Consider the following 23423-nt stretch of genomic DNA (forward strand, 5'->3'; position numbering starts at 1 on the left):
AATCGCATGTCCAAGTTCATTCCCCGTTCCGAGGCTGGTTGGTGGGTTCTGTCGATCTCGCAGGCCGCCGGCATGCTCGCCCTCAACATCGTGTTGCGGGTGGCCGTATCGTGAAACATCTGCCGCTCTTCTTCGATCTTGCCGGCCGCAAGGTCGCGGTCGTGGGCGAGGGCCCGAAGGCGGATCTGCGGGCCGATCTGGCACGCTCCGCGGGCGCGGACGTGCGCAGGCTCGATGCCCGTTCGCTCACCGCCCAGGATCTGCGGGGCGCCGTGGCAGCCTTCGTAGCCACCGGCGATGAAGCCGCCGATGCCGCCGTCCACCGGCAGACGAAGGCAGCCGGGGTCCCGGTGAACGTGGCCGACCGCCCCGCGCTCTGCGACTTCATCATGCCCGCCATCGTCGATCGCGACGGCGTCGTCGTGGCGATCTCGACCGGTGGCGCATCGCCCACCCTGGCGACGGTGCTGCGGGGCCGGATCGAGGCGGCGTTGCCGGAGCGGCTGGACGTGCTCGCCCGGCTGGCGACCACTTTCCGGGCGCAGGTCAATGCGTTGATCGCCGATCCCGGCCGTCGTCGCGCCTTCTTCCGCCGCCTGGTCGAGGGACCCGCGGCACGACTGGCCCTGGCCGGCGACGAGGCGGGCGCGCGCCGCGTGGCGCTCGGCGACCTCGATGCGGCGCGCCGCAAGATGACGCCGTCGGGCATCGCCCACATCGTGGGCGCCGGGCCGGGTGATCCCGACCTCCTGACCCTGAGGGCAGCGCAGCTCCTCCAGGAAGCCGACGCCATTCTGCACGATGATCTCGTGCCGCCGGCTGTGCTGGCGCGGGCGCGCCGCGACGCCGAGGTCGTTTCCGTGGGCAAGCGCAAGGGCCGTCCGAGCTGGGCGCAGGCCGATATCGATACCGAGCTGGTGCGCCGCGTGCGTGCCGGCCAGACGGTGGTGCGCTTGAAAGCCGGGGACCCGTTCGTCTTCGGTCGTGGCGGCGAGGAGGTCGACGCGCTGCGCGACGCCGGCCTCGCCTACACGGTGGTGCCGGGTATCACCGCCGCGCTCGGCTGCGCGGCCTCGGCCGGCATTCCGCTCACTCACCGCCGACACGCCTCGGCTGTGACCTTCGTCAGCGGACACAGCGCAAAGGACGGCAAGCAGCCCGCCTGGGCGTCGCTCGCCCGCGAAGGCCACACGCTCGCCATCTACATGGGCGCCACGGAAGCTCCCTCCGTACGCGACCGTCTCCTGGGCGCCGGCGCCGATCGCTCCACGCCCGTCGCCATCGTCGAGAACGGCACGCGGCCCGACCAGCTTGTCTCCACGGGCCGGCTCGGCGACCTGGCGCGGCTCGCCGCCACCCACTCCGAAAGCGGCACGGCCGGCCCCAGCCTCATCATCGTGGGCGACGTCGCGGCCTATGCCGCCGTGTCTGCCAGCCCATCGCTCGCAAAGGTGTCCTGATGGCCAAGAATCTCAGTGGCGACCTGCAGGTCGCGTCGGCGAACCGTCTGGTCGACGGCATGGTGGTCTGGCTCGACGAGGCCGGGCAGTGGACCGATCGCCTGGAACATGCCGCGATCTCGCGCGACCAGCGCAACGCCGAGATCCTGCTGGAGCGTGCACGCGTCGAGGCCTTCAGCGTCGTCGATCCGTTCCTGGTGGCGGTGACCGAAGATGAGGACGGCATGATCGAGCCGCTGTCCTTGCGCGAGAAGATCCGCGCCTCGGGCCTCACCTTCCACGCCATCGCGGCCGATGCGGTGCGCTATGCCTGATACCCATTTCTACCGGTACGACAGCTACGACCGCACGCTGGTCTCCGAGCGGGTCGACCAGTTCCGCGACCAGGTGCGGCGCCGGCTGGCGGGCGAGCTGACCGAGGAGCAGTTCAAGCCGCTGCGCCTGCACAACGGCCTCTACCTGCAGCTCCACGCGTACATGCTGCGGATCGCCATCCCCTACGGCACGCTCTCGTCACGACAGCTTCGCAAGCTCGCCGACATCTCGCGCAAGTACGATCGCGGTTACGGTCACTTCACGACGCGCCAGAACCTGCAGCTGAACTGGATCAAGCTGGAAGACGCGCCGGACGCGCTGGCGGCGCTTGCCGAAGTCGACATGCATGCGATGCAGACCTCGGGCAACTGTATCCGCAACGTGACGGCCGACCACTATGCCGGCGCCGCCATCGACGAGATCGAGGATCCGCGTATCTGGGCGGAAATCGTGCGCCAGTGGTCGACACTCCATCCCGAGTTCACCTTCCTGCCACGCAAGTTCAAGATCGCCATCACCGGCTCGCCGAACGACCGCGCCGCGGTGCGCGTGCACGACATCGGGCTTCGCCTGTGGCGCAACGAGCAGGGCGAGGTCGGCTTCGAGGTGATCGTGGGCGGCGGCCTCGGGCGCACGCCGATGATCGGCAAGACGCTGCGCGAATTCCTGCCGCAGAACGAGCTGCTCGCCTATCTCGAATCGACCTTGCGCGTCTACAACCGCTACGGCCGTCGCGACAATCTCTACAAGGCGCGCATCAAGATCCTCGTCCACGAGGTCGGCGTGGAGAAGATGCGCGAGGAGGTCGAGGCCGAGTATGCCGCGAACCGCGATGGCGCCTTGAAGCTGCCGGCCGGGACGATCGAGGCGATCGCCCGCCAGTTTGCGCCGCCGAACCTGCCGCCGCGGCCGGCGACATCAGGTCTGGTCGAAGCCCAGCGCTTCAGCGATCCGGACTTCGCTCTGTGGCTCAAGTCCAACGTCGCGCCGCATCGCGTTCCGGGCTATGCCATCGTGACGGCCTCGCTGAAGCCCGCCGGGGCGCCGCCGGGCGATGCCAGCGCCGCCCAGATGGACGGCGTCGCCGACATCGCCGAGGCCTACAGCCAGGCCGAGCTGCGGGTGAGCCACGAGCAGAACCTGATCTTCCCGCATGTCGCGGTCGAGGATCTGCCGCAGGTCTACCGCTCGCTGCTGGCGCTGGGCTTTGCCGAAGCCAATGTCGGCAAGATCACCGACATCATCGCCTGCCCTGGGCTCGATTATTGCGCGCTGGCCAATGCGCGTTCGATCCCGGTGGCGCAGCGCATCTCGAACCATTTCGCGAGCCTCGCGCGGCAGCACGATATCGGCGACCTGAAGATCAAGATCTCGGGCTGCATCAATGCCTGCGGCCATCATCACGTCGGCCACATCGGCATCCTCGGCGTCGACAAGAACGGCGTCGAGCTCTACCAGATCAGCCTCGGCGGCGACGTCGACTTCGGCAGGACGGCGATCGGCGCGATCCTCGGACCCGCCGTGACGGCGGACAAGGTGGTCGAGGCGGTCGATGCCCTGGTCGCCACCTATCTCGACGCCCGCGAGACGGGCGAACGCTTTGTCGATACCTACCGGCGCATCGGCGCCCAGCCCTTCAAGGAGAGAGTCTATGGCGCTGTTTAGCGAATCGGGGCTGCCCGCATCCTACGTTGCTCTGCCGTTGAGCGAGTGGCAGTTGCGGCCCGAATGGCCAGCGGTGTCGCTGGCCAACACCGATCCGGTCGAGGATCTGGCGCCGCATCTCGGTCGCCTGCGCCTGATCGTGCTCGAATTCCCCAGGTTCAGCGACGGTCGCGCCTACAGCCAGGCACGCCTGCTGCGCGGCCGGCTTGGCTACCGCGGCGAGTTGCGGGCCACGGGCGGCGTTCTGCAGGACCAGGTCGCATTCATGCTCCGCTGCGGGTTCGATTCGTTCGAAAGCGAGCAGCAGGGGTTCGGTGAGGCGCTCGCCCGGGCGCGGACCCTGTTCAGCGTTGTCTACCAGCCGGCCGAGGACGATCAGGTGCCGGTATCACTTCGTCGACTGGGGCACGACAACGCCGCGGCGTCCTGATCAGGGTTCGCCTTCCGGCTGGGCTTCCAGCCACTTCAGCCCTTCCTCGGCCGACTCGAAAATCTGCGCCTGTCCGGTAAACTTGCCGAGATTGATGAAGCGTCGGGCGAGGTCGGCGCCAAAGCCGGGCCTGGGGACCAGCGCAAGAGGTCCGCGCTTGGCGAGGCTGGCGTAGGCAGCGGCACGCGCAGCAAGGGCCATGACATCCTGGTCGTCATAGGTCCCGTCACCCTGGCTGCCGTCGAACAGCTTGCGATAGGTGAGGGCGTTCTGAGCCACAACGACATCGGTGAAGGCTTCGATGTCCTTCAGCGCAATGACGCCCATGACGCGGGCGTGAACGAAGCGCTTTTCGTGATCGATCGTGTACTCGATGGGCATGGGCGGACTTTAAGCAAACCCCGCGGCTGCCGTCGAGCCGCTTGGCGGCCCCTCCAAGGGACTGGACGTCAACCCCCGACTCCCCGATCGTGGACGCATGATCACGATCTACGGCATCAAGAACTGCGACACGATGAAGAAGGCGCGCGCCTGGCTCGACAAGAGGGGCGTCGCCTATGACTTCCATGACTATAAGGCAACCGGCATCGATCGCGGCCGCCTCGAAGGCTGGGCCCGCAAGGTCGGCTGGGAGGTGCTGCTGAACCGCGCCGGCACGACCTTCCGCAAGCTGCCTGACGCGGACAAAGAAGGGCTGACCGAGAGCAGGGCGATCGCGCTGATGGTTGCCCAGCCCTCGATGATCAAGCGGCCGGTGCTCGAAGCTGGATCGAAGCTGCTCGTCGGCTTCAAGTCCGACCAGTACGAGACCTTGGCCTAGGCGCTCCGTGGACGTCGCTCGGGCCAGGTTCAATGTCACAGTGGCGACCAGAAAATGACAATAAAATCATATATATCAATTAGATAATTGACCCAATTGACATATCAGGGGAAATCGCGAAAGATCACCGCATAAGGCCTTGCTTGGCCATGATAATTGATTTCTGTCGGCTGCTTTCGCAGCTCCCCTCATTTATCCGAGGTCTGAAATGAAGATCGCTGTTCCGCTTCTCGCCCTTCCGCTCGCCCTGTCCGTCGCCGCCTGCGGCGATACCTGGGGTGAACGCGCCGTGACTGGCGGCGGCATCGGCGCAGGCACCGGTCTTGCGGTCGGCGCGATTGCTGGCTGGCCGCTGGTCGCGCCCGTGCTGGTCGGCACGGCCGTCGGCGCCGGCATCGGCGCGGCGACCACGCCGAAGAAGTAGCACTATCCCAGCAGGAGCTTGAGCTTGCGGTCGAAGACGCGCAGCACGTCTTCGAGCGTCTCGCCGTGCGCCAGCTTGCGGGGCCCATTGTAGACCATATAGGCGCCGCCGCTGCCGCCGCCCGGCACCTTGGCGATGGCGAACAGCGGCTGCTCGGCGGTGTGGCGGAAGATCGAGAAGATCGCCATGCCCGGCCGGAAATCGATGGCGTAGTCGCGCCATTCGCCGGTTGCCACACGCATGCTGTACAGACCGAGAAGCCGCGACAATTCCCGCTTGTCGAACGAGACGATCCGGCGCCGGGCTCGCTGATCGGCCAAACGGTACAGATTGGTCATGCCACCGCGACTTCGAACATTTCAGTGATGTGAATTCTTGCAGAACCGCCGATGGGGGTAAAGCGTCCTGCAACCCCATTCGGTGGTTTGCCAAAGCTTGGACGGGGGGCTATGAACCGCCGCTGAAGCTGTTGATTTTCCGCGATATTCCGGGAGCACTACGTGTCCGACTCCGCCGCGTTCCATGAGATCGACGAGGCCGTCCGCAAGGACGAGATGAAGGAGTGGTGGCGTCGGTACGGCACCTGGGTGGTGGTCGGCGCCGTCGTGATCGTCGTGGCCGTCACGGGATTCGTGGGTTGGCGCCAGTACGATCGGGCGCAGCGTGCCGCCGCGAGCGCTGCCTATTCGGCCGCCCTGGCGCAGATCGCGACGGACCCGGCCGCGGCGCGGGCCGAGCTGGAGAAGCAGGCGGCCAACGCCCTCCAACCCTACCGTTCCCTGGCCGCGCTCACCGCCGCGCAGCTCCGCGCCACGCTCGAGGAGCAGGTGACCGCGCTTTCCGCGGTAGCCCCCAGCCTGTCGGCGACGGAACTCACCGACCTCGCCCTGGTGATCGCCGCTTTCAAGAGCATCGACACGCCCAAGGCCGAGGAGATGGTCGCCAGGCTTGAGCCGCTCGCGGCGCCGGGCCGTCCGTTCCGGCTGAGCGTGCGCGAACTGCAGGCGATGCTGGCCGCGCGGAAGGGCGATACCAAGCGTGCGAAGGAATTGTGGAATGAGATCGCCAAGGATCCGGCCGTGCCGCAGGGCGCTTCGCAGCGCGTCTCGGCCATGCTCAATCTCCATGGCGGCGCGGAGGCGAAGTAGTCCGATGTCGAGCGTATTGCGCGTGGCCGATCCCCGTTTCCTTCTCGCCGCCGTCCTGCTGGTGGTCTCCCTTTCAGGCTGCGATATCTTCGAAAAGAGGAAGACGGCATTGCCGGGGGAGCGGATTTCCGTTCTGGGCGATCGCAAGGATCTCGAGCCCGACAGCGATGTCGCCAACATGCAGGTCGTGCTGCCGCCGCCGACGGTAAACGAGTCGTGGCCGCAATCCGGCGGTTTCGCGAACTACGCCATGCACAATCTGGCGATCGGGGCGTCGCCGCAGATCATCTGGACGGCTGACGTCGGCGCGGGCACCAGCTCGAACCGCATCCTGACGACGCCGCCGGTCGTCGCCGAGGGCAAGGTGTTCGCCAAGGACGCGCAGGGCACCGTCTCGGCCTTCAATGCCGACACGGGCGCGCTGCTGTGGCGGGTCACGCTGGCGCCGGAGAAAGCGCGGGACTCCGACGAATTCGGCGGCGGCCTGGCTTACTACGGCGGAAAGCTGTTCGTGACGACGGGTTTCGCGATGGTCTATTCGCTCGACCCGAACACCGGCAAGGAGGACTGGAACTCGGGCGTCAGTGCGCCGGTTCGAGGGGCGCCGCTGGTGTTCAACGACCGGGTCTACGTCATCGCCATCGACAACAAGCTGCATGCACTCGCCGCTTCCGACGGCTCCGACCTCTGGCAGTTCCCCGGTCTGCAGGAAACGTCGGGATATGTCGGCGGCAACAGCCCGGCGGGGTCCGGCGACACCGTCGTCGCGCCGTTTACGTCGGGGGAGGTCGTGGCGCTGCGCGCCGACAACGGCCGGCCGATCTGGAACGAATCTCTGATCGGCGCACGCGCCGACATCCGCGCCTTCGGCAACCTGGCCGACATTCGCGGCCGCCCCGTGATCGACCGCGGCCTCGTGATCGCGATGGGGTCGGCCGGCCAGATCGCCGGCATCGACCTCCGTTCGGGCCAGCGCCAGTGGGATCGCAACATCGGCGGTAGTCAGACGCCGTGGACGGCGGGCCGCTTCCTTTTCGTGATGACGGGCAATGCCGACGTGGTGGCCATGGTCCGCGACACCGGCAAGGTCCGCTGGGTCACGCCGCTCACCCGGTACGAGGACGACAAGAAACGCGTGCCGGTCCTGTGGGGCGGTCCGGTGCTGGCGGGTGACCGCCTCCTGCTGACCAGCTCGCTGGGCGATCTGCTGGCCGTCTCGCCCTATACTGGCGAAGTCATGGGCAAGATCGACGTGCGCGACCGCGTGCGCCTCGGTCCGGTCATTGCCAACCGGACGATCTACGTCCTCACAGATTCCGGGCGACTCATTGCCCTCCGCTGAAGATCGGCCCACCACCCACGGGCTGCGCCGGGTCGCCATCGTCGGCCGTCCCAACGTCGGCAAGTCCACGCTGTTCAACCGGCTGGTCGGCCGCCGCCGCGCCATCGTCGACGATACGCCGGGCGTCACACGCGACATTCGCGAGCAGCCGGCGCAGCTGGGCGACCTCGCCTTCATGCTGCTCGACACCGCGGGCTGGGAAACCGCCGGCGGCGAGGCGCTCGAGGCTCGCATGCGGCGCTTCACCGAGCGCGCGGTCGAGTCGTCCGATGTCGTCCTGTTCCTGATCGACGCGCGCTCCGGAATCCTGCCGCTCGACGAGAGCTTCGCGAGCTGGCTGCGCAAGCGCTCGGCCAAGGTGATCCTGGTTGCCAACAAGTGCGAGGGGCGTGCCGGCCAACAGGGGCTCGCCGAGGCGCATGGGCTCGGGCTTGGCGAGCCGATCCCGGTTTCGGCCGAGCATGGCGAAGGGCTGAGCGACCTGCACGAGGCGCTGGGCCGGCACATCGAGCCGATGCCGGACGAGGAGGAAGCGGGCGACGCCGGCGTGAGCGATCCCGATCTCGAGGACGTGCCCGAGGGCCGGCCGCTGCTGCTGGCCATCGTCGGCCGGCCGAATGTCGGCAAGTCGACGCTGCTCAACCGGCTGGTGGGTGAGGAACGGGTCCTCACCGGGCCCGAGGCCGGCATTACGCGCGATTCGATCCGGGTCGAGTGGCAATGGCGCGGCCGCCCCGTGCGCCTGGTGGACACCGCCGGCATGCGCCGCCGCAGCCGCATCGAGGCCAAACTCGAGGCCGCCTCGGTGGCCGACACGCTCGACACGATCCGGCTCGCCGACGTGGTGGTGGTCGTGCTGGACGCAGCCGACATGGCCGAGAAGCAGGATCTCAACATCGCCGGCTGGGTGATCGAGGAGGGCCGCGCGCTGGTGATCGCGGTCAACAAGACTGACCTGCTGGCCGACGACCAGTCAGGGTCGTCGAAACAGTGGCGCAAGCTGCGGGACCGGCTGGAAGCGTCGTTCGCCCAGGTGAAGGACGTGCCGATCGTCGGCTTCTCGGCGCTGACCGGACGTGGGGTCGAACGCCTGCTGCCCAAGGTCTTCGAGACCTACGAGATCTGGAACAAGCGGGTCACGACGCCCAAGCTCAACCGCTGGCTGCGCGAGATGGAGGTGCTGCATCCGCCGCCGCTCGCCCCCAACGGCCGCCGCATCCGGCTGCGCTTCATGACCCAGATCAAGCGCCGGCCGCCGACCTTCATTCTGTCGGTCAGCCAGCCGCAGGAGCTGGGTGCGGACTATCTGCGCTTCCTGACGAACCGTCTGCGCGACGACTTCGACATGCCGGGGGTTCCGATCCGGCTCAGCATGCGCAAGCCGAAGAATCCCTACGAAGGACGGCGCAAGCCGCAGCGATAGGGCTACGCGGAGCTCAGCCCGCCATCGGCCGCATCGCGGCCGGTGCAGCAGAGGCGCCTTGCCCCGCACCGACCTGCTGCCCTAGGCTTCATTCCAACAAAGTCGAAATAACGAGCTGCGCCGCAGCCGCCGACGGGATGAAAGGGTAGAACGATGGATGTCCAGTACGTAGCGCCGAAGACGCTCGACGAGGCGGTTCGGGCGTTTGCCGCGGCGGCCGGCACCGGCCGGATCCTGGCCGGAGGGACCGACCTGCTGGTCCAGATGCGCACCGGGATCGTTTCTCCGGGAACGATCGTCGATATCAAGAAGATCGCCGAGCTGACCACGATCGAGGAGACCAGGGACGGGGGCTTCCGGATCGGCGCCGCCGTCTCGGGTGCCGTGCTGCGCGAACACCCCAGGGTCAGTAAGGTCTGGCCGGGGGTCGTCGAGGCCACCAACCTGATCGGTTCGACCCAGGTGCAGGGCCGCGCCACGCCGGGTGGCAACCTGTGCAACGGTTCGCCCGCGGGCGACAGCGTGCCGGCCATGGTCGCGGCCGGCGCCATCGTCACCATCCAGGGGCCGAACGGACGCCGCGAGCTTGCCGTGGAGAAGGTGCCGAAGGGACCGGGCCGCCTCAACCTCGAGCCGGGCGAGATCGTCGTTTCCTTCAACCTGCCGCCGCGGCCGAAGGGCTCGAGCGATGCCTACCTGCGCATGATCCCGCGCACCGAGATGGACATCGCCGTCGTGGGCTGCGGCGTCAGCCTGACGCTCGACAACGGCACCTGCACCGACGCGCGCGTCGGTCTCGGCGCCGTCGCGCCGACGGTATTGCTGGTCGAGGACGCGGCGAAGGCGCTGATCGGCTCGAAGCTCGACGACGCGGCGCTGGCCAAGGCCGCCGCCGCCTGCAGCGCCGCCTGCCGTCCCATCGACGACAAGCGCGGCACCATCGCCTATCGCACCAAGGTCGCCGGCGTCCTGCTGAAGCGCACCGCACTCATTGCCGCCGAACGCGCGGGGGGAAAATAAGACCATGGCAAAGCTCCACGTCTCCACCACGATCAACGGCGAGCCGCAGGAATTCCTGTGCGACGCCGAACAGAGCATGCTCGACGTGCTGCGCGGGCCGCTCGGCCTGACCGGTGCGAAGGAAGGTTGCGGCACCGGCGACTGCGGCGCCTGCACCGTCACCCTGAACGGCCGCATCGTCTGCTCCTGCCTGATGCTGGCGGCCGAGGCCGAGGGGCAGAAGATCGGCACCATCGAGGGCATGGCCGGCGAGGAGCTGCATCCGTTGCAGCAGAAGTTCCTGGAATCGGCAGCGCTCCAGTGTGGCATCTGCACGCCGGGCGTGCTGATGGCCGCCAAGGCGCTGCTCGAGAAGAACCCCGATCCGACCGAGCACGAGGTCCGCTTCTGGCTGGCCGGCAACCTGTGCCGCTGCACGGGTTACGACAAGATCATCCGCGCCGTGATGGAAACCGCTGCCGAAATGAGGGCCGCACAATGAGCACGACTGGGAGCACCGACACCGCCAACGACAACAAGTGGATCGGCAAGCGCACGATCCGTCCCGATGGCGCCGACAAGGTGACAGGCCGCGCGGCCTATGCCGCCGACACCACCATGCCCGGCATGATCTGGGGCAAGGTCCTGCGCAGCCCGCATCCGCACGCGCGCATCAAGTCGATCGACACCAGCAAGGCCGAAGCCCATCCCGGCGTCAAGGCCGTGATGACGGCCAAGGACATCGTGAACTTCCCGATCGAGAAGTCGGTGATGCTGGGCATCCAGGACATGCGCTGGATGTGCCGCAACGTCATGGCGCGCGAGAAGGCGCTGTTCGCCGGACATCCGGTCGCGGCGGTCGCGGCAACCACGGAGAAGATCGCGGCGGAAGCCTGCAAGCTGATCGAGGTCGAGTACGAGGTGCTGCCCTTCGTGATCGACGTCGAGGAGGCGATGAAGCCCGACGCGCCGATCCTGCACGACTTCATCAAGTACAAGGACAAGCCGTCGAACATTGCCGGCACGCTGGAGCACAAGCTGGGTGACATCGGCGAAGGTTTCGCGAAGGCCGACGTCGTCATCGAGCGCAGCTTCCGCACCCAGCCGGTCCACCAGGGCTATATCGAGCCGCATGCCTGCCTGGTCAGCGTCTCCGACGGCAAGGCCACGATCTGGAGTTCGAGCCAGGGCCAGTTCATGGTCCGCGCGATGTGCGCCTATCTGACGGGATTGCCCCAGAACGACATCCGCGCGATCCCCGCCGAGATCGGTGGCGGCTTCGGCGGCAAGACCATCATCTACCTGGAGCCGCTGGCTCTGATCCTGGCGAAGAAATCCGGCCGGCCGGTGAAGATGACCATGAGCCGGGCCGAGGTCTTCCATGCCTCGGGCCCGACCTCGGGGTCCTTCAGCACGGTCAAGCTGGGCGCGACGAAGGATGGCAAGCTGGTGGCGGCGCAGGGCACTTTCTGCCTGCAGGCCGGCGCGCTGCCGGGTTCTCCCATCCGCGGCGCGGCCGGCTGCGCTTTCGCGCCCTACGACATCCCGAACGTGCACTCGTTCGGCTACGACGTGGTCTCCAACCGCTCCAAGGTCGCGGCCTATCGCGCGCCCGGTGCGCCGATCGGTGCCTATGCCGTGGAATGCGTGATGGACGAGGTGGCCGAGGCGCTGAAGATGGATCCGCTGGATTTCCGTCTGAAGAACGCGGCCAGGCAGGGCACCAAGGCCGCGCACGGGCCTGTCTATCCGCGCATCGGCTTCGTCGAGACGATCGAGGAGGCGAAGAAGCACCCGCACTACACGACGCCGCTGCCCACGGCGAAGAAGGGCATGCTGTACGGACGTGGCGTGGCCTCGGGCTTCTGGTTCAACGCCGGCGGCGAGTCGAGCGCCCAGGTCAACATCAACGAGGACGGTACGGTCGTGGTGATCACCGGCCATCCCGACATCGGCGGCTCGCGGGCCTCGACGGCCAACATCACCGCCGAGATCCTGGGCATCGACTACAAGAAGGTCTCGGTGCTGATCGGCGATACGAGCGTCATCGGCTTCAGCAACCTGACCGGCGGCAGCCGCGTGACCTATGCCTCGGCCATGGTCGTGACGCACTCGACGGAACGGGTCATTACCCAGCTCCGCGAACGCGCGGCCAAGATCTGGAAGATCGATCCCGACGCGGTCGTCTGGGAAAATGGCGAGGCCCGGCCGGCCGGCGACAATGCCGGCAAGTTCGAGCCGCTCAGCCTCGGCCAGATCGCGGCGCAGGCGAACGCCACCGGCGGCCCGATCGGCGCCGGCCAGCAGCTCAACACGACGGGCGCCGAAGGCGGTTTCGCCACCCATGTCTGCGACGTCGAGGTCGATCCCGATCTCGGCATTGTGCGCGTTCTGCGCTACACGGCCTTCCAGGATGTCGGCCGCGCCATCCATCCCAGCTATGTCGAGGGCCAGATCCAGGGTGGCGCCGCCCAGGGCATCGGCTGGGCCCTGAGCGAGGAGTACATCTACAACAAGGATGGCAAGCTCGATAATCCGAGCTTCCTCGACTATCGCATGCCGGTCAGCTCCGACCTGCCGATGCTGGATTCGGTGATCCTGGAGATCCCGAACCCGAAGCATCCGCAGGGCGTCCGCGGCGTCGGCGAGGTCCCGCTGGTGCCGCCGCTGGCTGCCGTGTCGAACGCCATCTACGACGCGCTCGGACGCCGCTTCTACAGCCTGCCGATGTCGCCGCCGAAGGTGCTGGCGGCGATGGACATGGCCGCCGAATAGGGCGGCTGCGGCCCTCCGGGGAGTCTCCCGGAGGGCTTCGCAGAAGGCATCCAGTTCTGCGTATTCGGGGCGTGGCGGCCGGTCGAGCGGCAGTCCTACAATGAAGCCGTCTGGCTCTTGGGGGACAGCATGCCGACAGATGCCGACGCAGGGGGCGTGTCCGGCGGTCCTACGCCGCCGTCGCCGCCAACGCCGTCTTCTTCCAACCTGAAGCCGCGCCTGACCGCATTCCAGGCCTTCGAGGGCCTCGCGAAGTGGCTCGATGTCGTGCGCAAGATCGCCGTGTCGCTGGTGGTGATCGTCGCCGTCGCCATCGCCACCGTTCTGCTCGTCCGCGAGACGCGCAAGCAGGCCCTAGCCATCGACCCTGTGATCGTGGAGCTGCTCGACCTCAAGGAGGCCATGACGCCGGAACTGGCGGCGCAGACCCTGGCCAAGCATCTCGACGCCATCCAGCACAGCGGCGCCGCCGAGTGGAGCAAGCTCTACGTCGATCATTCGTCGAGCCCCATCGACCTCCAGATCCCCGGCGTGCCCTTCACCATGCGCGCCGGCATGCGCGAAGTCGCCTCGCTGTTCGGCAGGTCGCGCACGACCATCCAGGCATCGATCGTTTCGCGGCGGGCCTCTCCGGCCCTGGCGGCTTCGGTGTACGTCGTCGGCGATCCGGCGGGGCGCGCATCGTGCGAGTCCTATGCCGACGCCAGCGGCATGGACCGTCTGCTCGAATGCGTCGCGCTCGAAGTGATGACCTTCGTCGACCCCAAGGTCGCCGCCTCCTATGCCTTCAATATCGAGAAGGCGCAGTGCAAGGACATCGATGCGGAGCGGCGCGCCGACGAGGACGACACAACGCGCGAGTTGCGCCGTCTCAAGAAGCGCCGGTCCGCCTGCGGCTTCGAGCGCACACGGTCGCTGATCGCCAAGGCCTTGGAGCGGGGGCGGCCCGACGATCGCCCCTGGGTCTCGTATGTCTACGGCCGGGTCCATCTGGCGCGCGCGATCGCGCTCACCGGTATCGATCGCGAAGACCAGCTCAGCGAACTCGACCAGGCGATCGGCCGCTTCATGGGGGCCAGGAGCGAACTCAACAATGCGCCGAGCGCGGTGGCGACGTTGTTCGAGGCCTATGTCATGAAGGGCACGCTGATCCACGAAGCCACGACAACGATGCCGTGGCAGGGCGATGCCGGCTCGCCGATGCAGTATCAGCTCTACCTTGCCGAGGCGACGTTCGAGGAGGCCGAGAAGAATCTGAAGGCGATTTCCTCGAACCGTACGCCGGAGCTCAACGCGCTGGTGAAGGGCTTCGAAGGGCAGCTCTACTATCGGCTCTGGATGATCAAGGCGCACCAGCGCACGAAGAAGGGGATCGTGACCGTTGCCGACAGGAGGGACGCCGGCGAGATGTCGCTGCTGGAACGGTCGAACGCCAGCTACGCCATTGCGGCCCAGTACGAGCCGACGGCCGCGCTCCTGACGCACTGGGGCAACACCCTGCGCGCCCTGCACAGGTTCGAGGATGCGGCGAGCCGCTATCTGCAGGCAGCCGACCTCGCGCCCGACTGGTATGCGCCGCGGATCAACGTGGCGATCGCCTACCTCGACAGGGTCGAGCATGCCGAAGCGCAGCCGCCGCTCGTGCACGTTCTGTACGCGCTGGGATCTTCGTCGGACTATCTGGGATGGGTATCCGGCGGCGATCCGCTGGATGGCTTCCTCTCGCGGATCGACCGCGCCCTGGCCAGGACCGGCGTGCCGGAAGAGCAGAAGATCTATCAGGCCTGCCGGCCGGCAACGCCGCGCGGCGACTACGACAAGATGGTCTACGTGACGAACGCCAAGCAGTGTCTCGACAAGGTGACGATCGCAGTGAACCTGCGAGCGGCGAGCAAGCCGCGGGCCGCGCTGAAGGGTGGCTGACCGGTTGGCGGCGCGCCGCCAATCTTACTGGCGGACCTGTGCAACCAGGGCTTCGTCGCCGGCGACCCATTCGCCGTTCATCGTGCAGGACGGCATCGCCAGCCGGATCAGCGATTCGCCGTGTGCCTCGGGCGGGATCTGCCGGGCTTCGTCCTCGCCCGGGAAGGCCTCGCGGCGCATGAAGGTGCGCATCGGGCCCGGGTTGAAGAGGTTGACCTTGACCTGGGTGTGCGCGACTTCGGCGGCATAGATGCCGACCATCATGTCCAGCGCGGCCTTGCTCGTGGCATAGGCGCCCCAGTAGGGAATGATCCGGCGCGAGGCGCCCGAGGTCACGAAGATGGCGCGGCCGGCATCGGAGCGGCGCAGCAGCGGGTCCATCGAGCGGATCAGACGCCAGTTGGCGGTGACGTTCACCGCCATCACCTGCTCGAACACTTTGGGCTCGAAATGGCCCATCGGCGAGAGCGTGCCGAGGATCGCGGCATTGCCCAGCAGGACGTCGAGGCGGCCGAAGCGGTCGAACAGCGCCTGGCCCAGCCGGTCGATGCCCGGACCGTCCGTGACATCGAGCGGCACCAGGGTGGCCGTACCGCCGACGGCCTTGATGCGGTCGTCGACTTCCTCCAGTCCGCCGACCGTGCGGGCAACCAGCACGCAATGCGCACCTTCGCGGGCATAGGCGAGGGCGGCCGCCGCGCCGAGGCCGCGCGAAGCGCCGGTGATCAGCGCGACGCGTCCGGCGAGGCGGCCGACGGCAGCTTCAGTCATTGATTGGAACTCAGGCCGATTCGACGAGAAGAGAAAGCTGGCGATCCTCGACGCCTGTGACGTCGTCGAGGTCGATCGGGTAGTCGCCGGTGAAGCAGGCGTCGCAGAAGGCGGGCGCGGCAGGATCGCGGCCCGGCAGGCCCATCGCACGGTAGAGCCCGTTGATCGAGACGAAGGCCAGTGAATCGACGCCTATGAACTTCGCCATTCCGGCCACGTCGTAGCGCGAGGCCAGCAGCTTGTCCTTGTCCGGCGTGTCGATGCCGTAGAAGCAGGGATCGGTGGTCGGCGGCGCCGCGATGCGCATGTGCACTTCCTTGGCGCCGGCGTTGCGCACCATCTCGACGATCTTCATCGAGGTCGTGCCGCGTACGATCGAATCGTCGACCAGGATCACGCGCTTGCCCTCGATATGGGCGCGGTTGGCATTGTGCTTCAGGCGCACGCCGAGATGGCGGATATGGTCCGCCGGCTCGATGAAGGTGCGGCCGACATAGTGATTGCGGATGATGCCGAGTTCGAAGGGCAGGCCCGACTGGGCGGCATAACCGATCGCGGCGGGCACGCCGGAATCCGGCACCGGCACGACGACGTCGGCCGGCACGGGGTTTTCCCTGGCCAGCTCCATGCCGATGCGCTTGCGGGCGTCATAGACGCCGATGCCCTCGACCTTCGAATCCGGCCGCGCGAAATAGATATGCTCGAAGACGCAGAAGCGGCGCTTCTGCTTCACGAACGGCTTGATGGACCTGAGGCCGTTGCCGTCGACGATCACGATCTCGCCCGGCTCGACATCGCGCACGAAGCGGGCGCCGATGATGTCGAGCGCACAGCTCTCGGAGGCCAGGATCCAGGCGTCCTCGAGCCGGCCGATCACGAGGGGCCGCACGCCCATCGGGTCGCGCACGCCGATCAGGGCTTCGTTGGTCAGCAGCAGCAGCGAGTAGGCGCCCTTGACCCGGCCCAGCGCATCGATCAGGCGGTCGACGACGGTTGAGTAGTTGGAGCGGGCGATCAGGTGATTGATGACTTCGGTATCGGTGGTCGACTGGAACAGGCAGCCGATCCGCACCAGCTCCTTGCGCAGGAGGTAGGCGTTGGTGAGGTTGCCGTTGTGCGCCAGGGCGAGTCCGCCGAAGTCGAAGTCGGCGAAGATGGGCTGGATGTTGCGGTCCGAGGAACCGCCCGTCGTGGCGTAGCGGTTGTGGCCGATCGCCGAGTAGCCGACCAGCTTCTCCATGACGGCCTGGGTGCCGAAGATGTCGCCGACCAGGCCGGCCGCGCGATGATTGTGGAAAAGTCGGCCGTCGAAAGTGACGATTCCGGACGCTTCCTGGCCGCGGTGCTGCAGGGCGTGGAGGCCCAGTGCGGTATGAGCGGCGGCATCCGACGTTCCGTAGATGCCGAACAGCGCACACTCCTCGTGAAACTTGTCCTCGAGGGTGTCGTCGGAGCGTTTCGGGGTGCTAGGCACGGCGGGGTTATAACTGGGGTGTCGCCCCAAGGCTATCAAGGATAACTCACTGCGGCGGTTTGGTGTCCCCGGGAGCCGCGGGCGCGGCCGACGGAGCAGGCGGCGCCGCGTCGGACGGAGCGGAAGGCGCGCGCGTTGCGGGCGGGATGGTGCCGCTTTCCATGCCCGGCCGCTGCAGGCGGTTGCGGAATCCGGTCGGAAGGTACGGCTCCACGAAGGTGGCCATCTCGCGGATCATCGGGAAACTGGCCGCGCCTTCGACGGCGGGCGGCAGCTGCCGCGGGCCCAGATAGCCGTAGAACAGGAAGGCAGCGCCCATGGCGACCCAAGCGCACAGCACGCCGAAGCCCGCCCCGAGGATCTTGTCGGGCTTGCCGAGCGGACTGGAGCGGATCGAACGGGACAGCACGCTGGTCAGCATGATCAGCACGATCAGGGCGGCCACGAAGACGACCAGCAGGGAGATGAAATACGAGAGCTCGGCGCTGCCGACGAGCTTCAGGACCTCCGGCTCGACCACCTTGGAGAAGCGCCAGGCCACCCACCCGGCGGCGATCCAGGAGGCGATGAACAGGACGGCGTGGGCAAAGCCCGTGGACAGGCCTATAGCCGCTCCGAACACGGCGATGGCGATCACGGCGACATCGAAAACGGTAATTCCCAGCTGTTCCATCGACCCTGTTGCCCTAGTCCTGATCCTGATCGCGGCGGCGGCCCCCGGACCCTTCGGGAGAACCCTCGCGCCGGCCACGTTTTAGTGGCCGATCGGCCGGTTGGAAACGCGCCACAAGGTCCGACAGATGCTCAATTTCGTCAATGGCGATGCCCTCCGGCGCACGCGGAGCAGGCCCGGAGCCACTGCGAACCTGCGGTATGAGTGCACTGCGGAACCCGAGCTTGGCCGCCTCGCGCAGGCGCGCCTCGCGCTGCCCGACCGGCCGGACCTCGCCGCCCAGGCCGATTTCACCGAACACCACCATGTCGCCCGGCACTTGCTCGTCGGCCAGCGAGGAAATGACGGCCGCCGCCACGGCGAGGTCGGCGGCCGGTTCGCCGATCCTGAGGCCGCCTGCCACGTTCAGGTAGACGTCGTTGGCGCCGACCGTGACGCCGCACCGGGCCTCCAGGACAGCCAGAACCATGGCGAGGCGGTTCGAATCCCAGCCGACGACGGCACGGCGCGGTGTGGCGAGAGAGGAGGGGCTGACCAGTGCCTGGATCTCCACCAGCACCGGGCGGGTGCCCTCGATGCCGGCGAAGACACAGGCGCCCGAGACATGGCCGCGCCGCTCGGCGAGGAACAGGGCCGAGGGATTGGCGACGTCGGACAGGCCGCGGTCGGACATCTCGAAGACGCCGATCTCGTCGGTCGGGCCGAAGCGGTTCTTGACCGTGCGCAGGATGCGGAACTGATGGCCACGCTCTCCCTCGAAATAGAGCACCGTGTCGACCATGTGCTCGAGCACGCGCGGGCCCGCGATGGCGCCGTCCTTGGTGACGTGGCCGACCAGCAGCACGGCGATGCCGCGGCGCTTGGCGAGTTCGACCAGGGCCTGTGCCGAGGCGCGCACCTGGGTGACCGTGCCCGGCGTCGAATCGACTGTGTCGAGCCACATGGTCTGGATCGAATCGATCACCGCCACCTTGGGCGCGTCCGGCCGCTCCAGCGAGGCCACGATGTCACGCACCGACGTCGCGGCGACCAGCTGCACCGGCGCGTCGGCCAGTCCCAGCCGCTCGGCCCGCAGCCGCACCTGGTCGACGGCCTCTTCGCCCGAGATATAGGCGCACGCGGTGTTTTGTTTTGCGAGCGCCGCCGCCATCTGCAGCAGCAGCGTCGACTTGCCGATGCCGGGATCGCCGCCGATCAGCAAGGCTTGGCCGACGACCAGACCGCCGCCGCAGACGCGATCGAACTCGCTGATGCCGCTCTTCAGCCGCGGCGGCTGCGGCGTCGAGCCGGTGAGACCGGTAAAATCGAGCAGCCGGCCCTTGCCGCCGCGCACCAGTCCGCCGCCGGCCGGGCCCGGCGCGGGCGATGCTTCCTCGACGATGGTGTTCCACTCGCCGCAGGACTCGCAACGGCCGCTCCATTTGGTCGTGACGGCGCCGCAGGACTGGCAGACGTAGCGCTTGAGCGGGCGCGCCATTGTCAGAGCTTCCGGACCTGCATCCGGATCGGGCCCTCGGCCCGGCCGTGAATGAACTGGTCGACATGGGCGTTGCCGGAGCGGTCGATGTCCGCGACGGGGCCCTGCCAGATCAGCCTGCCCTCGTGCAGCATGCCGATGCGATGGCCGATCTTGCGGGCGCTCGCCATGTCATGGGTGATCGAGACCGCCGTGGCGCCGAGGTCGCTGACGCATTTCACGATCAGGTCGTTGATGACGTCGGCCATGATCGGATCGAGGCCGGTCGTCGGCTCGTCGAAGAAGATGATCTCGGGCTCGCGCGCGATGGCGCGGGCCAGCGCCACGCGCTTCTGCATGCCGCCCGACAATTCCGACGGAAAGAGCTCGCCAATCTCCGGGCCCAGCCCCACCGCGCCCAGCTTGGCGACGGCGACTTCGCGGGCCTGTTCGGGCGGCATGCCGTCGCTCTGGATGGGGCCGAAGGCGACGTTCTCCCAGACGCGCAGCGAATCGAACAGCGCTCCGCCCTGGAACAGCATGCCGAACTTGCGCATGACGCGCGCCCGGCTGCGGTCGCTGAGGTCCTTCGTCTCCTCGCCATCGATCCTGATCGAGCCGTTGTCCGGTCGCAGCAGGCCCAGGATGCATTTCAGCAGCACCGACTTGCCGGTTCCGGAGCCGCCGATCACGACCATCGATTCGCCCGGGGCCACATCCAACTCGATGCCCTGCAGCACCTTTTTCGACCCGAAAGCCTTGGTGACGCCGCGCAGCGAGATCTTGGGGGAGGCCATGAGGCGGGAGCCGATCAGCGCGCGAAGAAGGCTTCGGTGATGAAGTAGTTGAACGTCAGGATCAGGATCGAAGCCGAGACCACCGCGTTGGTGGTCGCCATGCCGACGCCCTGGGCGCCGCCGCGCGACGTGTAGCCGTGGTAGCAGCCCATCAGGGTGATCAGGAATCCGAACACCGCCGCCTTCACCAGGCCCGAGAAGACGTCCTGGAATTCAAGGAAGTCCATCGTGTTGCGCAGGTAGGCCGCGTCGTTGAAATCGAGCTTGTAGATGCCCACCAGGAAGCCGCCCAGCACGCCGATGATGTCGGCGACCAGGACGAGGAACGGCAGGGTGATGATGCCCGCGATCAGCCGCGGCACCACCAGATACTTGAACGGATTGGTCGAGAGCGTCGTGAGCGCATCGATCTGCTCGGTGACCCGCATGGTGCCGATCTCGGCCGCCATCGCGGCGCCGACGCGGCCGGCCACCATCAGGCCCGCCAGCACGGGGCCCAGCTCGCGGGTCAGCGAGACCACGACGACATTGGGAATGGCGCTTTCGGCGGAGAAGCGCGCGAAGCCGGTGTAGCTCTGCAGCGCGAGCACCATGCCGGTGAAGATCGCGGTGAGGCCGACCACGGGCAGCGAGTAGTAGCCGATCTCCATGATCTGCCGGAGGATCTGCTGGCGGTACCAGGGCGGCTGCACGGCCTGCCGGAGGGCCTGGAAGGCGAAGGCCGTCACGCTGCCGATCGCCTCCAGGAAGGCGAGCGTCATGCGCCCCAGCATCGTGACCAGCGGAATGCTCACGCCGTCTCTCCCGCATCGTCGGCCGGGCCGCCGGCATAGCCGTCGACATAGGCGCGGTAATAGCGCCGGCCGAGCGCAGTCATGATCTCGTAGGCATTGGTCCGGGCGTGGTCGGCGAGATCGTCGGGCGTGAGGTGCGGGCCCAGCACCTCGACCATGGCGCCGGGTTGGCACTCGGCTTCCGGCACGTCGGTCACGTCGATGGTCACGAGATCCATGGAGATGCGGCCGATCACGGGCGTGCTGTGCCCGGCGAGATGCACATGGGTGCGGTTGACGAGATTCCGGAAATAGCCGTCCGCATACCCCAGCGCAATCGTGGCGATCCGGCTCGGTCGCGCCGAGCGCCAGGCGCCGCCGTATCCGACCGTCTGGAAGGCATCGATCCGGCGGGTCTGCAGGACATGGGCGTGCAGAGTGACGACGGGCAGCATCGGGTTCGACTGACCGGGCAGGGGATTGATGCCGTAGAGCGCCGCGCCGGGGCGCAGCAGGTCGAAATGGTAGTCCGGGCCCAGGAAGATGCCCGAGGAGTTCGCCAGCGAGGTCGGGGCGCCGGGCATCGCCCGCACGAAGGTGCGGAAGCGCGAAAGCTGCTCTCCGTTGACCGGATTGGACGTCTCTTCCGACGCCACGAGATGGCTCATGATCAGGGCGAGCCGCAGGCCACGCAGCCGGCCGCGCTCGTTGATCAGGACCTGCGCGTCCTCTGCGGAGAAACCCAGCCGGTGCAAGCCGGTGTCGAGATGCACGACGGCATCGAGCGCCTGGTTGAAGCGCTGGGCGGCGGCCCGCCAGACATTGAGCTGCCCCAAGTGATTGAGAACCGGGATGAGACGGTGCTCGACGAAGTCGGGCTCGGTGCCGGGGAGCAGTCCGTTCAGGACGTAGATCGGCGGCTCCGGAAGGACGCGGCGGAGCGCAATCCCCTCGTCGATATGGGCGACGAAGAAGTGCCGGCAGCCCTCCGCCGCCAGCCGGGCGCCGACCACGGCGGCGCCGGTGCCGTAGGCGTCCGCCTTCAGGACGGCGGCACAGTCGACCGGGCGCCCGGTGGCGCGGCCGGCATCGCGCAGCCCGCGCCAGTTGGCCGCGATCGCGCCCAAGTCGATGGAAAGGATCGCGCCGGCCCGTCGGGCCGCGTCGTCGTCGCCGGAAATTGACACGTCGTGACCTTAGAACTCCGGGACGGGGCCGTCAGCACCGACATCGAGGTTGCCGAACTTCGTGAACTGCCCTTCGAACGACAGGCGCACGATGCCTGTAGGTCCATGGCGCTGCTTGGCCACGATGACCTCGGCCTTGCCATAGGTCTCCTCGCAGCGCTGCTTCCAGGCATCGTGCCGCTCGTTGAACTTCTGGTCGCTCTCTTCGGCGCGCCGCGCGGGCTCGGTGCGGGTCAGGTAGTATTCCTCGCGGTAGACGAACATGACGACGTCGGCGTCCTGCTCGATCGAGCCCGATTCGCGAAGGTCGGCGAGCTGGGGGCGCTTGTCCTCGCGCTGCTCGACGGCGCGGGAGAGCTGCGACAAGGCGATCACCGGAACGTCCAGCTCCTTGGCGAGTGTCTTCAGGCCGCGGGTGATCTCCGAAACCTCCTGGACACGGTTCTCTTGCCGGCTCTTGCCCGACGGATTGAGGAGCTGCAGGTAGTCGACGATGATCAGGCCGAGGCCGTGCGTCCGCTTCAGCCGGCGGGCGCGCGTGCGCAGCGCGGCGATGGACAGGGCGGGCGTGTCGTCGATGAAGAAGTTGAGGTGCTCGAGTTCGTGACTGACGTTCAGCACCCTGTCGAACTCGGTGCTGTTCATCTCGCCCTTGCGAATCTTCTCGGAGGAGAGTTCGGCCTGCTCCGACAGCATGCGGGTGGCGAGCTGCTCGGCGGACATTTCCAGCGAGAAGAAGCCCACGACGGCGCCGTCCACCGCCTTGGGGTGGCCTTCGACGATTTCCTCCCGGTAGGCCTTGGCGGCGTTGAAGGCGATGTTGGTTGCCAGCGCGGTCTTTCCCATCGAGGGACGGCCGGCGAGGATCAGGAGGTCGGATCTGTGCAGGCCGCCCAGCAGCTGATCGAGCTGGACCAGGCCAGTGGCTACGCCCGTGAGCTTGCCCTCGCGTCCATAGGCGGCCTCGGCTGCCGTCATTGCCTCGGTGAGGGCCATCCGGAACGGCTTGAAGCCGCCCTCGGTCTGGCCTGTCGTGGCAAGGTCGTAGAGCTTCTTTTCGGCGACCTCGATCTGCTGCAGCGCGGTCTCGTCGACGTCGCCGGAGAAGGCGCCGTTCACGACGTTCTCGCCGAGATCGATCAGCTGGCGGCGCAGATAGAGGTCGTGGACGGCGCGCCCGAATGCCGCGGCGTCGATCACATGCACGGAAGCTGCGGCCAGCCGGGCGAGGTAGGCCGCGCCGCCGGCTTCCTTCATGGCGGGATCCTGCTCGACATAGGTCTTGAGCGTGACGGCGCTCACGACCTGGCCGCGTTCGATCAGGCGCGACAGCGAATCGTAGAGTTTGCCGTGCGACGGGTCGGCGAAATGTTCGGGGCGCAGGAACTCGGCCACGCGCTGGTAGGCGGCATTGTTCACGAGGATGGAGCCGAGCAGAGCCTGCTCCGCTTCGAAATTGTGCGGCGGCTCGCGAAGGCGCGGATCTTCGGCACCGGGCAGGCGCGTGACGTTAGAGGATTCTTTGAGCGGCTTCATCCGATTGTCTTTGCCCAAGATGGGAGGGGGAT

23 protein-coding genes are annotated in these 23423 nt (G+C 67.4%); 13 read left to right on the forward strand and 10 right to left on the reverse strand.

Features of this window, described 5'->3' with window-relative positions:
• The first annotated feature begins 110 nt into the window (after positions 1-110).
• From cysG to EPO41_RS07005, 4 genes are read left to right on the forward strand one after another with little or no spacing between them, the layout of a single operon-like run.
• Positions 111-1460 carry a siroheme synthase CysG gene (gene cysG, locus EPO41_RS06990; RefSeq protein WP_296322374.1) on the forward strand — a complete coding sequence of 450 codons (1350 nt, stop codon included), beginning with the start codon at positions 111-113 and terminating at the stop codon, positions 1458-1460.
• Positions 1460-1774: a DUF2849 domain-containing protein gene (locus EPO41_RS06995; protein ID WP_296322377.1), complete on the forward strand. Its 315-nt coding sequence runs from the start codon at positions 1460-1462 to the stop codon at positions 1772-1774. Before cysG ends, EPO41_RS06995 begins: the two co-directional genes overlap by 1 nt.
• Entirely contained in the window at positions 1767-3440 is a 1674-nt protein-coding gene (locus tag EPO41_RS07000; protein ID WP_296322380.1) for a nitrite/sulfite reductase, read from the forward strand. The genes EPO41_RS06995 and EPO41_RS07000 overlap by 8 nt, the downstream gene beginning before the upstream one ends.
• The gene (locus tag EPO41_RS07005; protein WP_296322383.1) at positions 3427-3870 is read left to right on the forward strand and encodes a DUF934 domain-containing protein; all 444 of its coding nucleotides are present in this window, start codon (positions 3427-3429) and stop codon (positions 3868-3870) included. Before EPO41_RS07000 ends, EPO41_RS07005 begins: the two co-directional genes overlap by 14 nt.
• On the opposite strand, the gene EPO41_RS07010 is transcribed toward EPO41_RS07005, so the two are convergent.
• A complete protein-coding gene (locus EPO41_RS07010; RefSeq protein ID WP_296322386.1) occupies positions 3871-4251 on the reverse strand; it encodes a hypothetical protein in 381 nt (126 codons plus the stop codon).
• A 97-nt stretch (positions 4252-4348) separates the two neighbouring features.
• On the opposite strand from EPO41_RS07010, the gene EPO41_RS07015 reads away from it, so the two are divergent.
• Together EPO41_RS07015 and EPO41_RS07020 are read left to right on the forward strand one after the other, a co-directional pair.
• Entirely contained in the window at positions 4349-4690 is a 342-nt protein-coding gene (locus tag EPO41_RS07015) for an ArsC family reductase (RefSeq protein ID WP_296322389.1), read from the forward strand.
• 208 nt (positions 4691-4898) lie between these two features.
• Complete coding sequence (locus EPO41_RS07020; protein WP_296322391.1) at positions 4899-5114, forward strand: bacteriocin; 216 nt, start codon at positions 4899-4901, stop codon at positions 5112-5114.
• Positions 5115-5116: 2 nt separating this feature from the next.
• On the opposite strand, the gene EPO41_RS07025 is transcribed toward EPO41_RS07020, so the two are convergent.
• Positions 5117-5452, reverse strand: coding sequence for a DUF2794 domain-containing protein (locus EPO41_RS07025; protein ID WP_296322393.1), 336 nt, complete (start codon positions 5450-5452; stop codon positions 5117-5119).
• Between the two features lie 162 nt (positions 5453-5614).
• Between EPO41_RS07025 and EPO41_RS07030 the strand changes: the two genes are divergently transcribed.
• From EPO41_RS07030 to EPO41_RS07060, 7 genes are all read left to right on the forward strand, one after another.
• On the forward strand, positions 5615-6262 hold the full coding sequence (locus tag EPO41_RS07030; RefSeq protein ID WP_296322397.1) for a tetratricopeptide repeat protein: 648 nt from the start codon (positions 5615-5617) through the stop codon (positions 6260-6262).
• 22 nt (positions 6263-6284) lie between these two features.
• On the forward strand, positions 6285-7604 hold the full coding sequence (locus EPO41_RS07035; RefSeq protein WP_296322400.1) for a PQQ-binding-like beta-propeller repeat protein: 1320 nt from the start codon (positions 6285-6287) through the stop codon (positions 7602-7604).
• The gene (gene der, locus EPO41_RS07040; RefSeq protein WP_296322404.1) at positions 7591-9027 is read left to right on the forward strand and encodes a ribosome biogenesis GTPase Der; all 1437 of its coding nucleotides are present in this window, start codon (positions 7591-7593) and stop codon (positions 9025-9027) included. Before EPO41_RS07035 ends, der begins: the two co-directional genes overlap by 14 nt.
• Positions 9028-9180: 153 nt before the next feature.
• Positions 9181-10047: a xanthine dehydrogenase family protein subunit M gene (locus tag EPO41_RS07045; RefSeq protein WP_296322407.1), complete on the forward strand. Its 867-nt coding sequence runs from the start codon at positions 9181-9183 to the stop codon at positions 10045-10047.
• Between the two features lie 4 nt (positions 10048-10051).
• On the forward strand, positions 10052-10528 hold the full coding sequence (locus EPO41_RS07050) for a (2Fe-2S)-binding protein (protein WP_296322410.1): 477 nt from the start codon (positions 10052-10054) through the stop codon (positions 10526-10528).
• The gene (locus EPO41_RS07055) at positions 10525-12801 is read left to right on the forward strand and encodes a xanthine dehydrogenase family protein molybdopterin-binding subunit (RefSeq protein WP_296322414.1); all 2277 of its coding nucleotides are present in this window, start codon (positions 10525-10527) and stop codon (positions 12799-12801) included. Before EPO41_RS07050 ends, EPO41_RS07055 begins: the two co-directional genes overlap by 4 nt.
• A gap of 129 nt (positions 12802-12930) precedes the next feature.
• Positions 12931-14724 carry a hypothetical protein gene (locus EPO41_RS07060; protein ID WP_296322417.1) on the forward strand — a complete coding sequence of 598 codons (1794 nt, stop codon included), beginning with the start codon at positions 12931-12933 and terminating at the stop codon, positions 14722-14724.
• Positions 14725-14748: 24 nt separating this feature from the next.
• Here EPO41_RS07060 and EPO41_RS07065 read toward each other — a convergent pair whose 3' ends face one another.
• From EPO41_RS07065 to EPO41_RS07100, 8 genes are read right to left on the reverse strand one after another with little or no spacing between them, the layout of a single operon-like run.
• Complete coding sequence (locus tag EPO41_RS07065; protein ID WP_296322420.1) at positions 14749-15495, reverse strand: SDR family NAD(P)-dependent oxidoreductase; 747 nt, start codon at positions 15493-15495, stop codon at positions 14749-14751.
• A gap of 10 nt (positions 15496-15505) precedes the next feature.
• Positions 15506-16969, reverse strand: a complete 1464-nt coding sequence (gene purF / locus EPO41_RS07070; RefSeq protein WP_296322423.1) for an amidophosphoribosyltransferase — start codon at positions 16967-16969, stop codon at positions 15506-15508.
• Between the two features lie 46 nt (positions 16970-17015).
• On the reverse strand, positions 17016-17642 hold the full coding sequence (locus tag EPO41_RS07075; RefSeq protein ID WP_296322428.1) for a CvpA family protein: 627 nt from the start codon (positions 17640-17642) through the stop codon (positions 17016-17018).
• Positions 17643-17655: 13 nt separating this feature from the next.
• Positions 17656-19119: a DNA repair protein RadA gene (radA, locus tag EPO41_RS07080; RefSeq protein WP_296322432.1), complete on the reverse strand. Its 1464-nt coding sequence runs from the start codon at positions 19117-19119 to the stop codon at positions 17656-17658.
• Between the two features lie 2 nt (positions 19120-19121).
• Complete coding sequence (locus EPO41_RS07085) at positions 19122-19895, reverse strand: ATP-binding cassette domain-containing protein (protein ID WP_296322434.1); 774 nt, start codon at positions 19893-19895, stop codon at positions 19122-19124.
• Between the two features lie 14 nt (positions 19896-19909).
• Positions 19910-20689 carry an ABC transporter permease gene (locus tag EPO41_RS07090; RefSeq protein ID WP_296322437.1) on the reverse strand — a complete coding sequence of 260 codons (780 nt, stop codon included), beginning with the start codon at positions 20687-20689 and terminating at the stop codon, positions 19910-19912.
• Positions 20686-21855, reverse strand: coding sequence for an alanine racemase (alr, locus tag EPO41_RS07095; RefSeq protein WP_296322440.1), 1170 nt, complete (start codon positions 21853-21855; stop codon positions 20686-20688). Before alr ends, EPO41_RS07090 begins: the two co-directional genes overlap by 4 nt.
• A 9-nt stretch (positions 21856-21864) precedes the next feature.
• Entirely contained in the window at positions 21865-23391 is a 1527-nt protein-coding gene (locus EPO41_RS07100; protein ID WP_296322444.1) for a replicative DNA helicase, read from the reverse strand.
• Between the last annotated feature and the right edge of the window lie 32 nt (positions 23392-23423).

Source organism: Reyranella sp. (assembly GCF_004297265.1).
In the GTDB taxonomy this organism is placed as follows: Bacteria; Pseudomonadota; Alphaproteobacteria; order Reyranellales; family Reyranellaceae; genus Reyranella.

Excerpts from the sequence above, each read along its gene's own strand:
- EPO41_RS06995 (WP_296322377.1), top strand. The coding sequence starts at position 1,460 with ATGGCCAAGAATCTCAGTGGCGACCTGCAGGTCGCGTCGGCGAACCGT.
- EPO41_RS07000 (WP_296322380.1), top strand. The coding sequence starts at position 1,767 with ATGCCTGATACCCATTTCTACCGGTACGACAGCTACGACCGCACGCTG.
- EPO41_RS07005 (WP_296322383.1), top strand. The coding sequence starts at position 3,427 with ATGGCGCTGTTTAGCGAATCGGGGCTGCCCGCATCCTACGTTGCTCTG.
- EPO41_RS07010 (WP_296322386.1), bottom strand. The coding sequence starts at position 4,251 with ATGCCCATCGAGTACACGATCGATCACGAAAAGCGCTTCGTTCACGCC.
- EPO41_RS07015 (WP_296322389.1), top strand. The coding sequence starts at position 4,349 with ATGATCACGATCTACGGCATCAAGAACTGCGACACGATGAAGAAGGCG.
- EPO41_RS07020 (WP_296322391.1), top strand. The coding sequence starts at position 4,899 with ATGAAGATCGCTGTTCCGCTTCTCGCCCTTCCGCTCGCCCTGTCCGTC.
- EPO41_RS07025 (WP_296322393.1), bottom strand. The coding sequence starts at position 5,452 with ATGACCAATCTGTACCGTTTGGCCGATCAGCGAGCCCGGCGCCGGATC.
- EPO41_RS07045 (WP_296322407.1), top strand. The coding sequence starts at position 9,181 with ATGGATGTCCAGTACGTAGCGCCGAAGACGCTCGACGAGGCGGTTCGG.
- EPO41_RS07050 (WP_296322410.1), top strand. The coding sequence starts at position 10,052 with ATGGCAAAGCTCCACGTCTCCACCACGATCAACGGCGAGCCGCAGGAA.
- EPO41_RS07055 (WP_296322414.1), top strand. The coding sequence starts at position 10,525 with ATGAGCACGACTGGGAGCACCGACACCGCCAACGACAACAAGTGGATC.
- EPO41_RS07060 (WP_296322417.1), top strand. The coding sequence starts at position 12,931 with ATGCCGACAGATGCCGACGCAGGGGGCGTGTCCGGCGGTCCTACGCCG.
- EPO41_RS07065 (WP_296322420.1), bottom strand. The coding sequence starts at position 15,495 with ATGACTGAAGCTGCCGTCGGCCGCCTCGCCGGACGCGTCGCGCTGATC.
- EPO41_RS07075 (WP_296322428.1), bottom strand. The coding sequence starts at position 17,642 with ATGGAACAGCTGGGAATTACCGTTTTCGATGTCGCCGTGATCGCCATC.
- radA (WP_296322432.1), bottom strand. The coding sequence starts at position 19,119 with ATGGCGCGCCCGCTCAAGCGCTACGTCTGCCAGTCCTGCGGCGCCGTC.
- EPO41_RS07085 (WP_296322434.1), bottom strand. The coding sequence starts at position 19,895 with ATGGCCTCCCCCAAGATCTCGCTGCGCGGCGTCACCAAGGCTTTCGGG.
- EPO41_RS07100 (WP_296322444.1), bottom strand. The coding sequence starts at position 23,391 with ATGAAGCCGCTCAAAGAATCCTCTAACGTCACGCGCCTGCCCGGTGCC.